Here is a 15,388-nt window from a genome sequence, read left to right as displayed (position 1 = left end):
ATGCCATTCCGCACCAGAAGCACCGCGGGGAGCCCGGCGCACCCCGTCGATGAGGTCCTGCCCGCCGGGCGACTGCTCGCCTTCGGGCTGCAACACGTGCTGGCGATGTACGCGGGCGCGGTCGCCGTCCCGCTGATCGTGGGCGGGGCGATGAAGCTGCCCGCCGCCGACATCGCCTACCTGATCAACGCCGACCTGCTGGTCTGCGGGATCGCCACCCTGATCCAGTGCGTCGGGGTGTGGCGGTTCGGGGTGCGGCTGCCGCTGATGCAGGGCTGCACCTTCGCCGCGGTCAGCCCGATGGTGCTGATCGGCACCCAGGGCGGCGGCCTGCCCGCGATCTACGGCGCGGTGATCGTGGCCGGGCTGGCCATGACCCTGGCCGCGCCCTGGTTCAGCCGGTTGCTGCGGTTCTTCCCGCCGGTGGTCACCGGCACGGTGATCCTGGTGATCGGGCTGTCCCTGCTGCCGGTCGCGGTCAACTGGGCCGCCGGTGGCGTGGGCTCGCCGGACTTCGCGGCGCCGCGCAACCTGGCGCTCGCGCTCGGCGTGCTGCTGGTGATCCTGGCCGCGCAACGGTTCCTGCCCGGCCTGTGGTCCCGGATCGCCGTGCTGCTCGGCATCGTGGCCGGCACCCTGGTGGCGATCCCGTTGGGCTACACCGACTTCTCCGGCGTCACCCGGGCGCCGCTGCTGGGCATCAGCACCCCGTTCCACTTCGGACTGCCCACCTTCGAGCTGCCCGCGATCACCGCGATGCTGATCGTGATGGCGGTGACCATGATCGAGACCAGCGGCAGCATCGTGGCCATCGGCGAGCTGGTGGACAAGCCAGTGGACCGGCGCACCCTGGCCGACGGGCTGCGGGCCGACGGAGCGTCCACTGTGCTCGGTGGCGTGCTGAACACCTTCCCCTACACCGCTTTCGGGCAGAACATCGGTCTGGTCGCGCTGACCGGGGTGCGCAGCCGGTGGGTGGTGGCCACCGCGGGCGGCATCCTGGTGCTGCTCGGCCTGGTGCCCGCGCTCGGCGCGGTGGTGGCCGCGATCCCGCTGCCGGTGCTGGGCGGCGCCGGGGTGGCCATGTTCGGCACGGTGGCCGCCGGCGGGGTGCGCACGCTGTCCCGGGTCTCCTTCAGCGGCAACAACAATCTCACCGTGGTCGCGGTGTCCCTGGGCATCGGGCTCATCCCCGTTGGCGTGCCCGGGATCTACGAGGCGTTCCCGGTCTGGTTCAAGACCGTCATGCAGTCCGGCATCAGCGCCGGTTGCCTGGCGGCGGTCCTGCTCAACCTGTTGTTCAACCACGGCGTCCGGCGCGAACCGGCGCGGGAGGAGGCGGTGGATGGAGTTCCGCCGACCGGCTAGCTGGCCGGAAGCCTTGTCGCTCAAGGCAGCACACCCGGCGGCGGCGCCGATCGCGGGCGGCACCGACCTGATGGTCGAGCTGAACTTCGATCGCCGCCGCCCGCCAGTGCTGCTCGACTTGGGCCGGATCACCGAGCTGACCGAGTGGTCCGAAGTGGACGGTTCGATCTGGCTGGGCGCGGCAGTGCCGTACCAGCGGATCATCACCGAACTCGGCGAGCGGCTGCCCGGACTGGCGATGGCCTCGCGCACAGTGGGCTCACCGCAGATCCGCAACCGGGGCACGGTCGGCGGCAACCTCGGCTCGGCCTCGCCCGCCGGGGACGCGCATCCGCCGCTGCTGGCCGCGGACGCGGTGGTCGAGGTGGCCTCGGTGCGTGGCGCCCGGACCATCCCGATCGCCGAGTTCTTCCTCGGTGTCAAACGCAGCGCGCTGGCCCCCGACGAGCTGATCCGCGCGGTCCGGCTGCCGGTGGCCGGTGGGCCGCAACAGTTCTCCAAGGTCGGCACGCGCAACGCGATGGTGATCGCGGTCTGCTCCTTCGCGCTGGCCCTGCATCCGGCGCGGGGCACGGTCGGCACCGGCATCGGCTCGGCCGCGCCCACCCCGCGGCGCGCCCCCGAGGCCGAGGCGCTGCTGGCAGGCGAACTGGACTGGGAGAGCCCACAACCGTTGCCGGAGAGCCTGCTCATCCGCTTCGGCGAACTGGTCGCGGCCGCGGCCGCCCCCATCGACGATGTCCGCGGCAGCGCGGCCTACCGGCGGCACGCCCTGGCCGTGCTCGCCCGCCGCACGCTGGCCTGGACCTGGCAGGACTATCGCTCCGGAAGGTGGTCACGATGCGCGTGAACCTCACCGTCAACGGGGAGCCGCGGCAGGCCGACGACGTGTGGCCGGGCGAGAGCCTGCTCTACGTGCTGCGCGAGCGCCTCGGCCTGCCCGGCTCGAAGAACGCCTGTGAACAAGGCGAATGCGGCTCCTGCACGGTGTACCTGGACGACACCCCGGTGTGCGCCTGCCTGGTCGCGGCCGGGCAGGCCGAGGGCCGCGCGGTGCGCACCGTGGAGGGCCTGGCCACCGGCGAGAACCTGGATCCGGTGCAACAGGCGTTCGTGGAGGCGGGTGCGGTGCAGTGCGGGTTCTGCACCCCCGGGCTGATCGTGGCCACGCACGACCTGGTGCGGCGCAACAGAAAACCGACCGATCCGGAGATCCGCGAGGCACTGGCCGGGAACCTGTGCCGCTGCACCGGCTACGAGAAGATCCTGGACGCGGTGCGGCTGGCCGCGGCCCGGCGGGAGGAAGCCCGATGAGCCGTATCGTGATCGAGAACGCCGCCGTGTCCACTGTGGACAATGCGGGTACCGAGTACGCCACCGGGCACGTGGTGGTAGAGCACGGGATCATCACGGCGGTCGGCCCCGGCCCGGCGCCGTTGTCTGACAAGCCCGCCGAGCACATCGACGCGCACGGCTGCCTGGTCACCCCCGGCCTGGTCAACACCCACCACCACCTCTACCAGTGGGCCACCCGGGGCATCGCCCAGGAGGAGAACCTGTTCGGCTGGCTGGTCGAGCTGTACCCGATCTGGGCCCGCCTGGACGCCTCGGTCACGCACGCCGCGGCCAGCGCCGGACTGGCCTGGCTGGCCCGCACCGGCTGCACCACCGCCGCCGACCACCACTACGTCTACCCGCGCACCGGCGGCGACCAGCTGGACGCGGTGATCTCCGCGGCCCGCCGGATCGGGGTGCGGCTGCACGCGGTGCGCGGCTCGATGGACCGCGGCGAGTCCGCGGGTGGGCTGCCGCCGGACCACATCGTGGAGGACACCGACGCCGCCCTGGCGGCCACCGAGGCCGCCATCGACACCCACCACGACACCTCCTTCGACGCCCAGATCCGGATCGCGGTCGGCCCCTGCTCGCCGTTCTCGGTGAGCGAGCGGCTGATGCGCGAGGCCGCGGAACTGGCCAGGGACAAGGGCGTCCGGCTGCACACCCACCTCGCCGAGACCGTCGAGGAAGAAGAGAAGTGCCTGGCGGAGCTGGGGTGCACGCCCCTGGAGTACGCCGACTCGCTCGGCTGGCTCGGTGCGGACGTGTGGTTCGCGCACGGCATCCACTTCTCCGACAAGGCCATCGCCCGGCTCGCCGCCACCGGCACCGGGGTCGCGCACTGCCCCAGCTCCAACGCCAGGGTCGGCGCGGGCACCTGCCGGGTCACCGACCTGGTCGGCGCGGGGGTGCCGGTCGGCCTTGGCGCGGACGGCGCGGCCTCCAACGAGGGCGGCGGCCTGGGCGACGAACTGCGCCAGGCGCTCTACCTGGCCCGGCTGCGCGGCGGCCCGGACGCGCTGACCGCCCGCCAATCGCTGTACCTGGGCACCATGGGCGGGGCGCGCTGCCTCGGCCGGGAGAACGAGATCGGCTCGATCGAGGTGGGCAAGCTGGCCGACCTGGCGGTGTGGCGGATCGACGGGCTCGGCCACGCCGGCATCGCCGATCCCGTTGCGGCACTGGTGTTCGCCTCGGTGCCGCCGCTGGCCCGGCTGCTCGTGGGCGGCCGCAGTGTGGTGGTCGACGGCGAACTGCGCACCGCGGGCGAGGACGAGCTGGCCGGGGATCTGCGCTCGGCCAGCCGCCGCTTGCAGGCCAGAGTGGAGGTGACCCAGTGACCACCAGCGAGGTCCGGAGCACGGTCACCGGCGGCATCGGCCAGAGCCCGCTGCGGCCCGACGGCAACCTGAAGGTCAAGGGCGAGTTCGCCTACTCCTCGGACCTGTGGGCCGCGGACATGCTCTGGGGCGCCACCCTGCGCAGTCCGCACGCGCACGCCCGGATCACCAGCCTGGACATCGCCGCCGCACTCGCCGTGCCCGGGGTGCACGCGGTGCTCACCCACACCGATGTGCCCGGCCGCAACGCTTTTGGGCTGGAACACGTGGACCAGCCGGTGCTCGCGGTGGACCGGATCCGTTACCAGGGCGAGGCGATCGCCATTGTGGCCGCCGACCATCCGGAGACCGCCCGCCGCGCCATGGAACGGATCGAGGTCGGCTACGAGGTCCTCGAACCGGTCATCGACAGCGAGCTGGCCGCGCACGAACCTCAGCGCAACCCGTTGCACGACAACGGGAACCTGGTCCGGCACGTGCCCATCCGGCGCGGTGATCCGGACGCGACCGCCGAGGTCGTGGTGTCCGGCGTGTACCACGTCGGCATGCAGGACCAGGCGTTCCTCGGCCCCGAATCCGGCCTCGCGGTGCCCGCCGAGGACGGCGGGGTCGAGCTGTACGTGGCCACCCAGTGGCTGCACGTGGACCAGGGCCAGGTCGCGTTGGCCCTTGGCCTGCCGACGGATCAGGTGCGGATCACCCTGGCCGGGGTGGGCGGCGCGTTCGGCGCCCGCGAGGACCTGTCCATGCAGGTGCACGCCTGCCTGCTCGCCCTGCACACCGGCCGCCCGGTGAAAATGGTGTACAGCAGGGAGGAGAGCTTCTTCGGGCACGTGCACCGGCATCCGGCCCGGATGCACTACGAGCACGGGGCGACCAGGGACGGGAAGCTGGTCTACGTCAAGGCCAGGCTGTACCTGGACGGCGGCGCCTACGCCTCCACCACCGCCGCCGTGGTGGCCAACGCCACCACCCTCGGTGTCGGCCCGTACGAGGTGCCCAACGTGGTGCTGGACGGCTACGGTGTCTACACCAACAATCCGCCCTGCGGCGCGATGCGCGGATTCGGCGCGGTGCAGGCGTGTTTCGGCTACGAGTCCCAAATGGACAAACTCGCCGCCGCACTCGACATGGACCCGGTGGAGTTGCGTATCCGCAACGCGGTCGCCGAGGGCAGTGTGATGCCCACCGGCCAGGTCATCGACTCCGCCGCCCCGGTCGCCGAACTGCTCCGCCTGGTCAAGGACAAACCACTGCCCACAGTGGACGGTGCGCGGGATATCCTGGAACTGCCCGGCGGCGCGGCCAACACCACCCACGGCGAAGGCGTGCGGCGCGGCGTCGGCTACGGCATCGGGGTCAAGAACGTCTGCTTCTCCGAGGGTTTCGACGACTACTCCACCGCCAAGGTCCGGCTCGCGGTGATCGGCGGTGACCCGGTGGCGCTGGTGCACACCGCGGCAGCCGAGGTCGGCCAGGGCCTGGTCACCCTGCTCGGCCAGATCGCCCGCACCGAACTCGGCGTGCAGCAGGTCACCATCGCCCCCGCGGACACCTCCATCGGCTCGGCCGGCTCCACCTCGGCCTCCCGGCAGAGTTATGTCACCGGCGGCGCGACCAAGGCCGCCTGCGAGGCCGTCCGCGCCAAACTCCTTGCCCTCAGCGGAAATCGCTGGCCACTGAGCCCCGATGAACTGGTCTCGGTGCTCGGGGACACGGTGATCGAGGAGACCGTGGAGTGGCGGCACCGGCCGACCGAGACCCTGGATCCGTTGAGCGGGCAGGGAAACGCGCACGTGCAGTACGCCTTCGCCGCACACCGGGCGGTGGTGGATGTGGACCTGGAGCTGGGCCTGGTCAAGGTGGTCGAACTGGCCTGCGCCCAGGACGTGGGCAAGGCGCTGAACCCGGAGGCGGTGCTCGGCCAGATCCAGGGCGGCAGCGCACAGGGCCTCGGCCTGGCCGTGATGGAGGAGATCCAGCTCCGCGACGGCCTGATCCGCAACCCCTCCTTCACCGACTACCTCATCCCCACCATCCTGGACATGCCGCCGATGGTGATCGACGTGCTCGAACTCGCCGACCCGAACGCGCCCTACGGCCTGCGCGGCGTCGGCGAACCGCCGACCATCTCGGTCACCCCGGCCATCGCCGCCGCCATCCGCGCCGCCAGCGGGCTCGACCTGAACCGCGTCCCGGTCCGCCCCGAACACCTGACCGGCACGTAGGAGACCGATGTACGACCTCGTCCTGCGCTCCGAGCGGGTATTCCTGCCCACCGGCGAACAACCCGCCGCCGTGGCCGTCCACAATGGACAGATCGCCGCGGTCGCCGCCTACGACACCGAGCTGCCCGCGCGCACTGACACCGACCTCGGCGCGGTGGCCCTACTGCCCGGCCTGGTCGACACGCACGTGCATGTCAACGAACCCGGCCGCACCGAATGGGAGGGCTTCGCCACCGCGACCGCCGCGGCGGCCGCCGGGGGCGTCACCACCATCATCGACATGCCGCTCAACTCCCTGCCGCCCACCGTCGACGTGGCAGCCCTCAACCTCAAACGCCAAGCCGCCCAAGGCCGGTGCTTCGTCGACGTCGGCTTCTGGGGCGGCGCGATCCCGGGCAAGCTGCACGAACTGCCCGCCCTGCACGCCGAGGGCGTCTTCGGCTTCAAATGCTTCACCGTCGACTCCGGCGTGCCCGAGTTCCCGCCGCTGTCCTGGCCGGAAATCGACCAGGCCCTGCGCCAGTTGGCCGAACTGGACGCACTGCTCATCGTGCACGCCGAGGACAGCGAAGAACTCGCCGCCGCACCCACCGCCGCGGGCAGGCGGTACGCGGACTTCCTGGCCTCCCGGCCCAGCAGCGTGGAGAACACCGCCGTCGCCCACCTGGCCGCCCTCGCTGCCGGCGCGAACGCCAGAGCCCATGTGCTGCACCTGTCCTCGGCCGAGGCACTGTCCATTGTGGCCGAAGCCAAGGCGGCGGGGGTCCGGCTGACCGCCGAGACCTGCCCGCACTACCTCACCCTCACCGCCGAAACCGTGCCCGAGGGCGCCACCGAGTTCAAGTGCTGCCCGCCCATCCGCGAGGCCGCCAACCAGGACCTGCTCTGGCAGGGGCTCGCCGACGGCACCCTGGACTGCGTGGTGTCCGACCACTCGCCCAGCACCCCGGCGGAGAAGTTCAAGGGGGACGGCGACTTCGGCATCGCCTGGGGCGGCGTGTCCTCCCTCCAGCTCGGCCTGCCGGTGCTGTGGAGTGCCGCCCGCGCCCGCGGCGTGCCACTGTCCCAGGTGGTCGACTGGATGTCCGCCCGCCCCGCCGCACTGGCCGGACTGACCCGCAAGGGCCGGATCGCGGTCGGCTGTGACGCCGATCTCCTCGCCTTCGCCGCCGACGAACGGTTCACTGTGAGTCCGGGCGAACTACACCACCGGCACCCGATCACCCCGTACGCGGGCCGGGAGCTGACCGGGGTGGTCCGCCAGACCTGGTTGCGCGGCAACATCATCGGCGCGCGGCCACACGGAGCACTGCTGCGGCGCGACGGAGGCTGAACCATGGACACCGCTCTGCCCGATCTGGCCGCCCGCAACCTGGGCGGCTCGGTGCTGGCCGCCAACGACGAGTTCTTCGCCGAGAAGGAGAACCTGATCAAGCCGGGGCCGCCGGTGTTCCGCCCGCACACCTTCACCCCCAAGGGCCAGGAGTACGACGGCTGGGAAACCCGCCGCCGCCGCGGCGTGCCCGGCCAGGACTGGGTGATCGTCCGGCTCGGCGTGCCCGGCATCCCGCGCGCAATCGTGGTGGACACCAGCTTCTTCAAGGGCAACTACCCGGAACAGGCCACCGTGCACGGCGCGGCGCTGGCGGGCTACCCCACCGAAGCCGACCTCGACGCCGCCGACTGGGTGGAACTCGTGCCGCGCAGCCCGTTGCAGGGCCACACCCAGAACGAGTTCGACGTCGCGACCTCCTTACGGATCACGCACATCCGGCTGACCATCCACCCCGACGGCGGCGTGGCCCGGCTGCGCGTGCACGGCGAACCCCTGCCCGACCCGCGCGACCTGGTCGGCGTGCCCCTGGACCTGGCCGCCACCGCCAACGGCGGCCGGGCCGTGCAGGCCAGCGACGGCTTCTTCTCCCCGCCGGACAACATGCTCCAGCCCGGTGAGTCCCAGTACATGAGCGACGGCTGGGAAACCGCCCGCCGCCGCGGCGACGGCAACGATTGGGCGGTGCTCCGGCTGACCGCCGAGGCCATCCCCCGGGTGATCGAGGTGAGCACCCTGCACTACAAGGGAAACTCACCGGCCAGCGCCACCGTCTGGGGCCGCACCCCCGACACCGACTGGTCCCCGCTGCTGCCGAACACCCCGCTGCTGCCCGACACCGGCCACCGCTTCCCCGTGCCCGAGCCCCGCCCGGTCACCGAGATCCGCCTGGACATCCACCCCGACGGCGGCATCGGCCGACTGCGCGTCTACGGCCCGCTCACCACCGCCGGCCGGCACGACCTGGCGCTGCGCTGGTTCAACGCGCTCTCCGGCAGCGAAGCCAAGGCGGTCCTGCAGGCACACGGCCTGGCTGAGGCCGACTCCATCGCGCTGCTGCACGTCCGACCGGCCACCCAACTGCCCGCTGTCCTGCGCGAACTGGGCCGGGACACCTTCCCGGCGCCGGAGTGACAAATATTCCGCCTCGGCATGCAACCCGTCACGGAGTCATCACACGCCGTTGACCAGCGCCGCGACCGCGACGATGCTGCCACGCATGACACCGGGCGAACTGCACTGGGAGTGGCTGCCTGGCGCCCTGATCCTGCTGGTCAGCATCGTGCTGGCGGTGCTGCTGCTGCGCACCCTGCACTGGCGGACCCAGGGCGTGAACACCGCCGCCACCGTGCTGAGCAGCCGCACCCAGCTGTACGAGGACCGCAACCCCGGCGTAGGCCCCGAATGGGTGACACGGGTCGAGCACTACGCCACGGTCGCCTACCAGGACAGCCGCGGCGAGCAGCATGTCACCGAGATCCGCGGCGACCACAGCGTCGGCGAATCGGTCCAGGTGCTCTACCTGCCGGAGAGCCCCGAGCGCGCCGTCTCGGCCCGCTCGGTCTCGGTGGGCGCGCTGCTGGTCGGCGCCACCGTGCTGCTGGCCTGGCTGGCCTTCATGCTCTACCTGGCCGAACGCACCACGTGAGCCGGGTCGCGGGACTCGTGCTCGCCGCCGGGGCCGGCCGCCGCTACGGCGGCCCCAAAGCCCTCGCGCGGCAGGACGGGGTGCTCTTCCTCGACCTGGCCACCACCGTGCTGCTCGACGGCGGCTGCACCCCCGTCTACGCCGTGCTCGGCGCGGCCGCCGACGAGGTACTGGCCACCGCCAACCTCCTCGACGTCACCCCAGTCCACAACCCGGACTGGCCCACCGGCATGGGCTCCTCGCTGCGCGCCGGACTCGCCGCCCTGCCCGCCGACGTCGACGCGGTGATCGTGCTCCCCGTCGACATGCCCGGCCTCACCGCCGAAGCCGTCCGCCGGGTCCGCGCGCACGCCTCGCCCACCGCGCTGGCCGCCGCCACCTTCCACGGCCGCCGCGGGCACCCGGTGCTGTTCGGCCGCGCGCACTGGGCGGGCGCGGCCGCCGCGGCCATCCGCGACACCGGCGCCCGCGAGTACCTCAGTACCCATCCGCCGCTCCCCGTAGCATGCGAGGACGTGGCCGAAGGGTCTGATGTGGACACTCCGAACCCGTTGGGCTGAACGGGTGTTGCCTGCCACACTGTGGCCAACGGCACTCAGCGACCCGAACGAACCCCGGCCATGATCGGTCTCCCAGCCCCTGGGAGCGCGAATCGGGCAGACCCCGTTGCCGCCCTGGAAAGCACTTGCCCTTTCCCGCATGCCGGGAATCCGTGACGAATCCACGGGTCCCCGATCGACGGATCGCGCGGCCATTCGGCCGACCTGACCGGTTTGTCAGAACCTGCTAGCTTCACCCGCTGTTCACCCAGTTTCCGCTGCCGGATCCCGGCATGCCCTGACGCCACCGGAAAGACGAGGACCCGTGCACGCGGCCCCGACCGAGACGGACCTGGTTCACGCCATCATCGGCGAGAAGCTGTCCCTAGCCGCTTTCGACCAGCTCTCCGGGATGCTCGCCGGCCAGCCGTTCGTGAAGCTCGTGGTCGACCGGGAACTGGGCGTCATCCACTTCATCAACAACGCCCACCGCGAGTTCCACGTCCAGTACGTCGGCCTGGACATCCTGGGCATGGACTTCGACGAGCTGGCCGCCAACGTCAACTCGTTCAACGACAGCGTCTACCACGACCCGGACCGCCGCTTCTACCTCGGCATCCTGGCCCTGCACAAGCGAACCGGGCACGACGGCGGCGCCGAGCGCCGGTTCATCTCCCTGGAGACCGTCGAGGTCGACACCATGTCCGCGGACATGATCCGCTTCTTCTACGGCTTCGTCCGGGAATGGGTCGACCCCTCGGTGCCGCTGGTGTTCAAACCGGCCACCCACCTCCAGGAACGCTTCCTGGACAGCATCCCGCCCGCCGAACTGCCCAGGGTCACCGCGCACGAGCTGTTCGCCTCCACCCGGTTCGTGCCGCTGAACCCGGGCACCGCCACCGGCCGCCTGCGCGCCTTCGCCACGGACAAGGACTACGCCGCCGCGGCGAACACCCTGGAGTGGTTCGACATCATCGTGATGGACCGGGTGCCCGACGACATCCCGCGCCTGGCCGGCATCATCAACGCGCAGCACACCACGCCGTTGTCGCACACCAACGTGCTCGCCTCCGGCTGGAAGATCCCCAACGCCATCCAGCTCGGCGTGCTGGAGACCATCGCCGCGGACCAGCTGGACGGGCAGTGGGTGGAGTACCGCGTCGAGTCCGGCGGCACCCAGATCTCGTTGTCTCCCACCGAGGCCCCGGCCGATCTGGTCGCGCCGCCGGCCTGGCGCGCGCAGCAGATCACCCTGGAGGAGCCGGAAACCGAGCGCACGCCGATCCTGGACATGCACAAGCTGCGCGCCGCCGACCGGCACCGCTACGGCACCAAGGCGGCCAACCTCGGCGAACTGCGGCACATCCTGGACCACGGCTCGGACCGGCTGCTCGGCTTCTACCAGGTGCCGCGCCCGCCCCGGCCGAACCTGCTCAGCTACCTGGCCCGCAACCTGGACGTGCCGGAGAACGAGGAACTGGCCGGCGCGGCCTGGCAGTTCCTGCGGGACACCGTGCGGATCCCGCGCGGCATCGCCATCCCCTTCGCCGTGCAGCAGCGGTTCCTGCAGTCCTCCCCGCGCATCCAGCAGACCATCGGCAAGCTGAAGATGGCCCTGGAACTGGACGTGCCCGAGGCCGAACCGCTCAGCCTTGCGCTGCAGAAGCTGATCCGCACCGCGCGCATGCCCGAGGACATCCGGCAGGAGATCGACTCCGCCATCGTCGAACAGCTCGGCGGGGTGCGCACCTTCGTGGTCCGCAGCTCCTCCAACGCCGAGGACCTGGACGGCTTCTCCGCCGCGGGCATCTACGAGTCGGTCAACCACGTCAGCACCGCCGAGGCCATCTTCGACAGCATCAAGCTGGTCTGGGCCTCGCTGGTCTCCCCGCGCAGTGTGCGCCTGCGCCAGCAGGCCGGGATCTCCCTGGACGACTGCTACATGGGCGTGATCGTGCAGGAGCAGGTCGACGCCCCGGTCGGCGGCGTGCTGGTCACGACCAACCCGATGGCGCGCAACGACTTCCGCAACGTCTACGTCAACGTCTCGCCGGAGGTGACCGACGTCGTCTCCGGCACGATCCTGCCGATGCAGTACCTGTACAGCACGGTGGAGGGCGGCGGCCGCACGCTGTCCCTCGGCGATGCCAAACAAGACCTGTCCACCGGCATCCAGGCCATGCTGCAGAAACTCGCGCTGGCCGGCCGGCTGCTCCAGTCGCACTTCTCCCCGGACTACACCTTCGCCGCACCGGTGGACATCGAATGGGTCGCCGGCGCCGACCGCGTGCACATCCTCCAGCTCCGCCCCTACTCGGTCTGAGCGCGCGAACCCATGCCAGTGCTGCTTTCGCGCGCGCCCAAAAAGCCGGTGTCCCCCGCCGCCAAGCGGGTCATCCGGCTGTCCATCGGCTTCCAGTTCTTCTTCACGCTGCTGCTGTGGACGCCGATCTTCTATGCCTACCAACAGCAGTTCGGCCTGTCCGCGGCGGAGATCCTGGGCATCCAGAGCATCTACTACGTGGCGTTCTGCCTGCTGGCCGTGCCCACCGGGATGATCTCCGACCGGCTCGGTTACCGGAACTCGATGCTGGCCGGCGCGGCCATCCTCTCCGCCGCCAACCTGCTGGTGGTCGCCGCCCCCACCTACTGGGGCTTCCTGGCGCACTTCCTGCTGATCGCGGTGGCCCGCTCGCTGACCATCGTGGCCACCAGCGCCTACCTCTACACCTACCTACAGCGCACCGGCGACAGCGCGGCGTACAAGCAGTCCGAGGGCAGCGCCCGGTTCTACAGCCTCATCGGCCGGATCGCCGCCTGGCCGGTGGTCGGCCTGCTGATGGCCTGGAACACGCCCTCGCCGTACTGGCTCACCGCGATCAGCTCCGCGATCGCCGTGCTCATCGCGTTGCGCCTGCCCGCCCTGCCACCCGCACCGTCCACAGTGGACGCCGAAGATCCGGCGAAACTGTCCCCCTGGGCCACCATGGGCCGCGCGCTCACCGTGCTGCGCAACGCCCCCGTGCTCCAGCTGCTGATCGTGCAGGGCGTGGCCATCTTCACCCTGGTCCGCATCTGCCAGGTCAACCTGTTCCAGCCCATCCTGCTGGACAAACAACTCCCGGTGATCTCGCACGGCGCCGTGCTCGCCGCGATGACCGCCTTCGAGGCCCTGGGCTCCATGCGCCCCGGCTTCCTGCGCCGCTTCCTCAGCGACACCAAGGCCGTCTTCCTGATCACCATCGTGATGGCGCTGACCCTGGCGGGCACCGTCTTCGCCGGCATCCCCGGCACCATCGCCCTGCTCTGCGTCTTCGCCCTGGCCGGCGGGTTCTCCTTCCCGATCCAGCGCCAGCTCATCAACGACGCCATCCCGGAAACGCCCTACCGCGCCACCCTGCTGTCCATCGAGTCCATCATCGACCGCGCCGTCTGCGCCGTGGTCGCCCTGATCCTCGGCGGCTTCCTCAACCGGGGCGCGCTCGGCGAGTTCCTCCTGTACTCCGCGGCGGGATCACTGGCACTCATGGCCGCACTGGCCGTGCTGGTGCCGGTGGCCCGCCGCCGCCTGAACGCGGGAACGGGCAGCAGCTAGCTGACCGGGCTCGCGCCAGGGGAAGCCGCGTTCGTCGCGCAGGGGCGACGAACGCGGCTTTCCTGTATCCAGCACTGTTGTCTACTTAGGACAGTGGCCCAGCATGTCCTTCAGGGCGCCGCGTTCCGCCTCGGTGACGCCCAGGGCATAGACCGCCTTCACCCGGATCCAGTGCACCGCGTAGGTACACCACACCCCCGTGGCCGGGGGCTTCCACTGGGACGGGTCCTGGTCGCCCTTGGATCGGTTGGTCGCCGCCGTCACCGCGATCAGCTGCGGGTTGCGGGTGTCGTTGGCGAACTCGGAGCGGCGTTCGTCGGTCCAGTCGGCCGCACCGGTGCGCCAGGCGTTGGCCAGCGGCACGGTGTGGTCGATGTCGAGTTCGCCGGGGCCGGTGACCACCTTGTCGTCGTAGACACTGCGCCAGCGGCCGGAGATGACCTTGCACGCCTTGTCCGTCTTGACGTCCTCGCCCTCACGGCGCAGCACGAACTCCCGGGTGTCACAGGACTCGCCCTGGGACGTCCAGTGCTTGAAGCGCTCCCGGGTGTAGCCCTTCATCGGCGCCCAGGCGATCACCTTGAGCGTGCCCAGCTCGGTGCGGGCCCGCGCCACGTCGGCCGGCGCCGCGCCGGGCTGGGTCTGCGCCGAGGAGGTCGCCGATGGTGGCGCCCCGGTCGGAGATTTGGCCGTACAACCTGCTGTGAATGCCAGTCCTGCCGCCAGCGCGACCAGGAACCAACGCCGCATTCCGCACCCCATCCGAACGTGACCTAGCGCACTTTCGAGAGTCAAGTACCAACATTCGGGGTCGACAACTAGGCCAAAGGCACTAAAGTCAACCCGAAAAAGCAACAATGCGACAACGTTTGTTGACGCAACCACAGGGTGATTGAGGAAACGACGGTCCGGTGAACGCAGCGCCACCCCGCCCCGGCGGTCCCGACGAAGGTACCGCCCTGCTCGCGCCCAGCCCGGAACGTCAGCGCGTGCGTGTCGAACTCCAGTGGCAACCGGTGAAACGCGCCCGGCGGGTGCCGACCATGCCGTTCACCTATCCGCCGCGCCCGGCCGTCCGGCCCGAGCGCGCCGTGCGCACGCCGTCCGCGCCCATCCGCCGCCGCTCCTGGAACCTGCGGCCGCAGGCCCTCTCGCTGATCATGGTGCTGATCGCCGCGTTCGCGATGCTGGCGGCCAGCGCCGAGGCATTCGATATGGCGATCGTGCTCGCGGTCGGCATCAGCATGCAGTTCCTGTGCCTGTGGACCTGCGCCAGGGACCGCCGGGTTCGCTAGGCGGGCAGCCGGGTCGCCACGTGCGCGGCCCGCAGGGTGCGGGCCAGTTCGATCCGCCAGGGCAGCGCCGCGAAGGAGTCCGGGCCGAGCCGGTGCAAGGTGCTGGGCACCCCGGCCTTGGTGAGCCGCCGGGCATAACGTTCCGCGGCCACCCGGCCGGCGTCGGCCTCACCGACCGCGATCAGCGCGGGCGGCAGTCCGGCCAGGTCGGCGGCCGGGTCCGGGGTCAGCGTGGGCAGCTCCAGGATCTGCAGGCCGATTGCCGGGCCACCGCGTTCCTTGATCAGTAAAGGCAGTGCCGCGGCCAGGTCCGCGCCCTCGCGCGCGCCGCCGACGGCGAGCCGGGTGGCGTCCAGTTCCAGCAGCGCGGCGTTGTCCAGCAACCACATCAGCGCCGAGTAGCAGTCCTCAAGGGCGACCGGGAAGGGCAGCCCGCGGCCGAGCCGGTGCTCGACGGAGACAATCGCGCAGCCCGCCTCGGTGGCGAGATCGGACAGTTCGCCCTGGCTGTCATATCCGCTGGGCAGGTGCAGGTAACAGGGCAGCGGCCCCAGCCAGACCGGCCGGTGTACCACCACCTCGATCGCCCCGCCCTCGACAGCGACCTGGTACCGCATTCGGCGCCCCCACCTCAAACAGAACTGTTCTGTTTGCTTCAACGACACCAGTGTGCCCGAAGTTCCGGCCAAACGACTGCCCTGGAG

The 15,388-nt window shown here is 71.0% G+C and carries 14 protein-coding genes; 12 read left to right on the top strand and 2 right to left on the bottom strand.

Annotated features, from left to right (window positions below; genetic code table 11):
• From MZC64_RS36445 to MZC64_RS36395, 11 genes are all read left to right on the top strand, one after another.
• A complete protein-coding gene (locus MZC64_RS36445; protein WP_247760164.1) occupies positions 1-1,368 on the top strand; it encodes a nucleobase:cation symporter-2 family protein in 1,368 nt (455 codons plus the stop codon).
• The gene (locus MZC64_RS36440; protein ID WP_247760170.1) at positions 1,346-2,218 is read left to right on the top strand and encodes a xanthine dehydrogenase family protein subunit M; all 873 of its coding nucleotides are present in this window, start codon (positions 1,346-1,348) and stop codon (positions 2,216-2,218) included. The genes MZC64_RS36445 and MZC64_RS36440 overlap by 23 nt, the downstream gene beginning before the upstream one ends.
• A complete protein-coding gene (locus tag MZC64_RS36435) occupies positions 2,209-2,682 on the top strand; it encodes a (2Fe-2S)-binding protein (RefSeq protein ID WP_247760183.1) in 474 nt (157 codons plus the stop codon). Before MZC64_RS36440 ends, MZC64_RS36435 begins: the two co-directional genes overlap by 10 nt.
• A complete protein-coding gene (locus MZC64_RS36430; protein ID WP_247760184.1) occupies positions 2,679-4,046 on the top strand; it encodes an 8-oxoguanine deaminase in 1,368 nt (455 codons plus the stop codon). The genes MZC64_RS36435 and MZC64_RS36430 overlap by 4 nt, the downstream gene beginning before the upstream one ends.
• Entirely contained in the window at positions 4,043-6,274 is a 2,232-nt protein-coding gene (locus MZC64_RS36425; RefSeq protein WP_247760231.1) for a molybdopterin cofactor-binding domain-containing protein, read from the top strand. Before MZC64_RS36430 ends, MZC64_RS36425 begins: the two co-directional genes overlap by 4 nt.
• Positions 6,275-6,281: 7 nt before the next feature.
• Positions 6,282-7,607: an allantoinase AllB gene (gene allB / locus MZC64_RS36420; RefSeq protein WP_247760233.1), complete on the top strand. Its 1,326-nt coding sequence runs from the start codon at positions 6,282-6,284 to the stop codon at positions 7,605-7,607.
• Positions 7,608-7,610: 3 nt separating this feature from the next.
• Entirely contained in the window at positions 7,611-8,741 is a 1,131-nt protein-coding gene (gene alc, locus MZC64_RS36415; protein WP_247760235.1) for an allantoicase, read from the top strand.
• An 85-nt stretch (positions 8,742-8,826) separates the two neighbouring features.
• On the top strand, positions 8,827-9,255 hold the full coding sequence (locus tag MZC64_RS36410) for a DUF3592 domain-containing protein (RefSeq protein ID WP_246492695.1): 429 nt from the start codon (positions 8,827-8,829) through the stop codon (positions 9,253-9,255).
• Positions 9,252-9,815 carry a nucleotidyltransferase family protein gene (locus tag MZC64_RS36405; RefSeq protein WP_247760237.1) on the top strand — a complete coding sequence of 188 codons (564 nt, stop codon included), beginning with the start codon at positions 9,252-9,254 and terminating at the stop codon, positions 9,813-9,815. The genes MZC64_RS36410 and MZC64_RS36405 overlap by 4 nt, the downstream gene beginning before the upstream one ends.
• A 304-nt stretch (positions 9,816-10,119) precedes the next feature.
• Positions 10,120-12,117, top strand: coding sequence for a PEP/pyruvate-binding domain-containing protein (locus tag MZC64_RS36400; protein WP_247760239.1), 1,998 nt, complete (start codon positions 10,120-10,122; stop codon positions 12,115-12,117).
• A gap of 12 nt (positions 12,118-12,129) precedes the next feature.
• Positions 12,130-13,389: an MFS transporter gene (locus MZC64_RS36395; RefSeq protein ID WP_247760241.1), complete on the top strand. Its 1,260-nt coding sequence runs from the start codon at positions 12,130-12,132 to the stop codon at positions 13,387-13,389.
• 81 nt (positions 13,390-13,470) lie between these two features.
• Here MZC64_RS36395 and MZC64_RS36390 read toward each other — a convergent pair whose 3' ends face one another.
• Positions 13,471-14,139, bottom strand: coding sequence for an HNH endonuclease family protein (locus tag MZC64_RS36390; protein ID WP_247760243.1), 669 nt, complete (start codon positions 14,137-14,139; stop codon positions 13,471-13,473).
• Positions 14,140-14,300: 161 nt separating this feature from the next.
• Here MZC64_RS36390 and MZC64_RS36385 point away from each other — a divergent pair, with 161 nt between their 5' ends.
• On the top strand, positions 14,301-14,684 hold the full coding sequence (locus tag MZC64_RS36385) for a hypothetical protein (RefSeq protein ID WP_247760248.1): 384 nt from the start codon (positions 14,301-14,303) through the stop codon (positions 14,682-14,684).
• Here MZC64_RS36385 and MZC64_RS36380 read toward each other — a convergent pair.
• Positions 14,681-15,301: an alpha/beta hydrolase gene (locus MZC64_RS36380; protein ID WP_185008359.1), complete on the bottom strand. Its 621-nt coding sequence runs from the start codon at positions 15,299-15,301 to the stop codon at positions 14,681-14,683. The genes MZC64_RS36385 and MZC64_RS36380 overlap by 4 nt on opposite strands.
• Positions 15,302-15,388: the final 87 nt, after the last annotated feature.

This window comes from Crossiella sp. S99.2 (assembly GCF_023094165.1).
GTDB lineage: Bacteria > Actinomycetota > Actinomycetes > Mycobacteriales > Pseudonocardiaceae > Crossiella.
This window is presented reverse-complemented; position numbering and strand designations above follow the sequence as displayed.

Bases quoted from the DNA above. Each gene is read 5' to 3' on its own strand.
- MZC64_RS36395 (WP_247760241.1), top strand. From the start codon at position 12,130: ATGCCAGTGCTGCTTTCGCGCGCGCCCAAAAAGCCGGTGTCCCCCGCC.
- MZC64_RS36435 (WP_247760183.1), top strand. From the start codon at position 2,209: ATGCGCGTGAACCTCACCGTCAACGGGGAGCCGCGGCAGGCCGACGAC.
- allB (WP_247760233.1), top strand. From the start codon at position 6,282: ATGTACGACCTCGTCCTGCGCTCCGAGCGGGTATTCCTGCCCACCGGC.
- MZC64_RS36445 (WP_247760164.1), top strand. From the start codon at position 1: ATGCCATTCCGCACCAGAAGCACCGCGGGGAGCCCGGCGCACCCCGTC.
- MZC64_RS36430 (WP_247760184.1), top strand. From the start codon at position 2,679: ATGAGCCGTATCGTGATCGAGAACGCCGCCGTGTCCACTGTGGACAAT.
- MZC64_RS36390 (WP_247760243.1), bottom strand. From the start codon at position 14,139: ATGCGGCGTTGGTTCCTGGTCGCGCTGGCGGCAGGACTGGCATTCACA.
- MZC64_RS36410 (WP_246492695.1), top strand. From the start codon at position 8,827: ATGACACCGGGCGAACTGCACTGGGAGTGGCTGCCTGGCGCCCTGATC.
- alc (WP_247760235.1), top strand. From the start codon at position 7,611: ATGGACACCGCTCTGCCCGATCTGGCCGCCCGCAACCTGGGCGGCTCG.
- MZC64_RS36380 (WP_185008359.1), bottom strand. From the start codon at position 15,301: ATGCGGTACCAGGTCGCTGTCGAGGGCGGGGCGATCGAGGTGGTGGTA.
- MZC64_RS36440 (WP_247760170.1), top strand. From the start codon at position 1,346: ATGGAGTTCCGCCGACCGGCTAGCTGGCCGGAAGCCTTGTCGCTCAAG.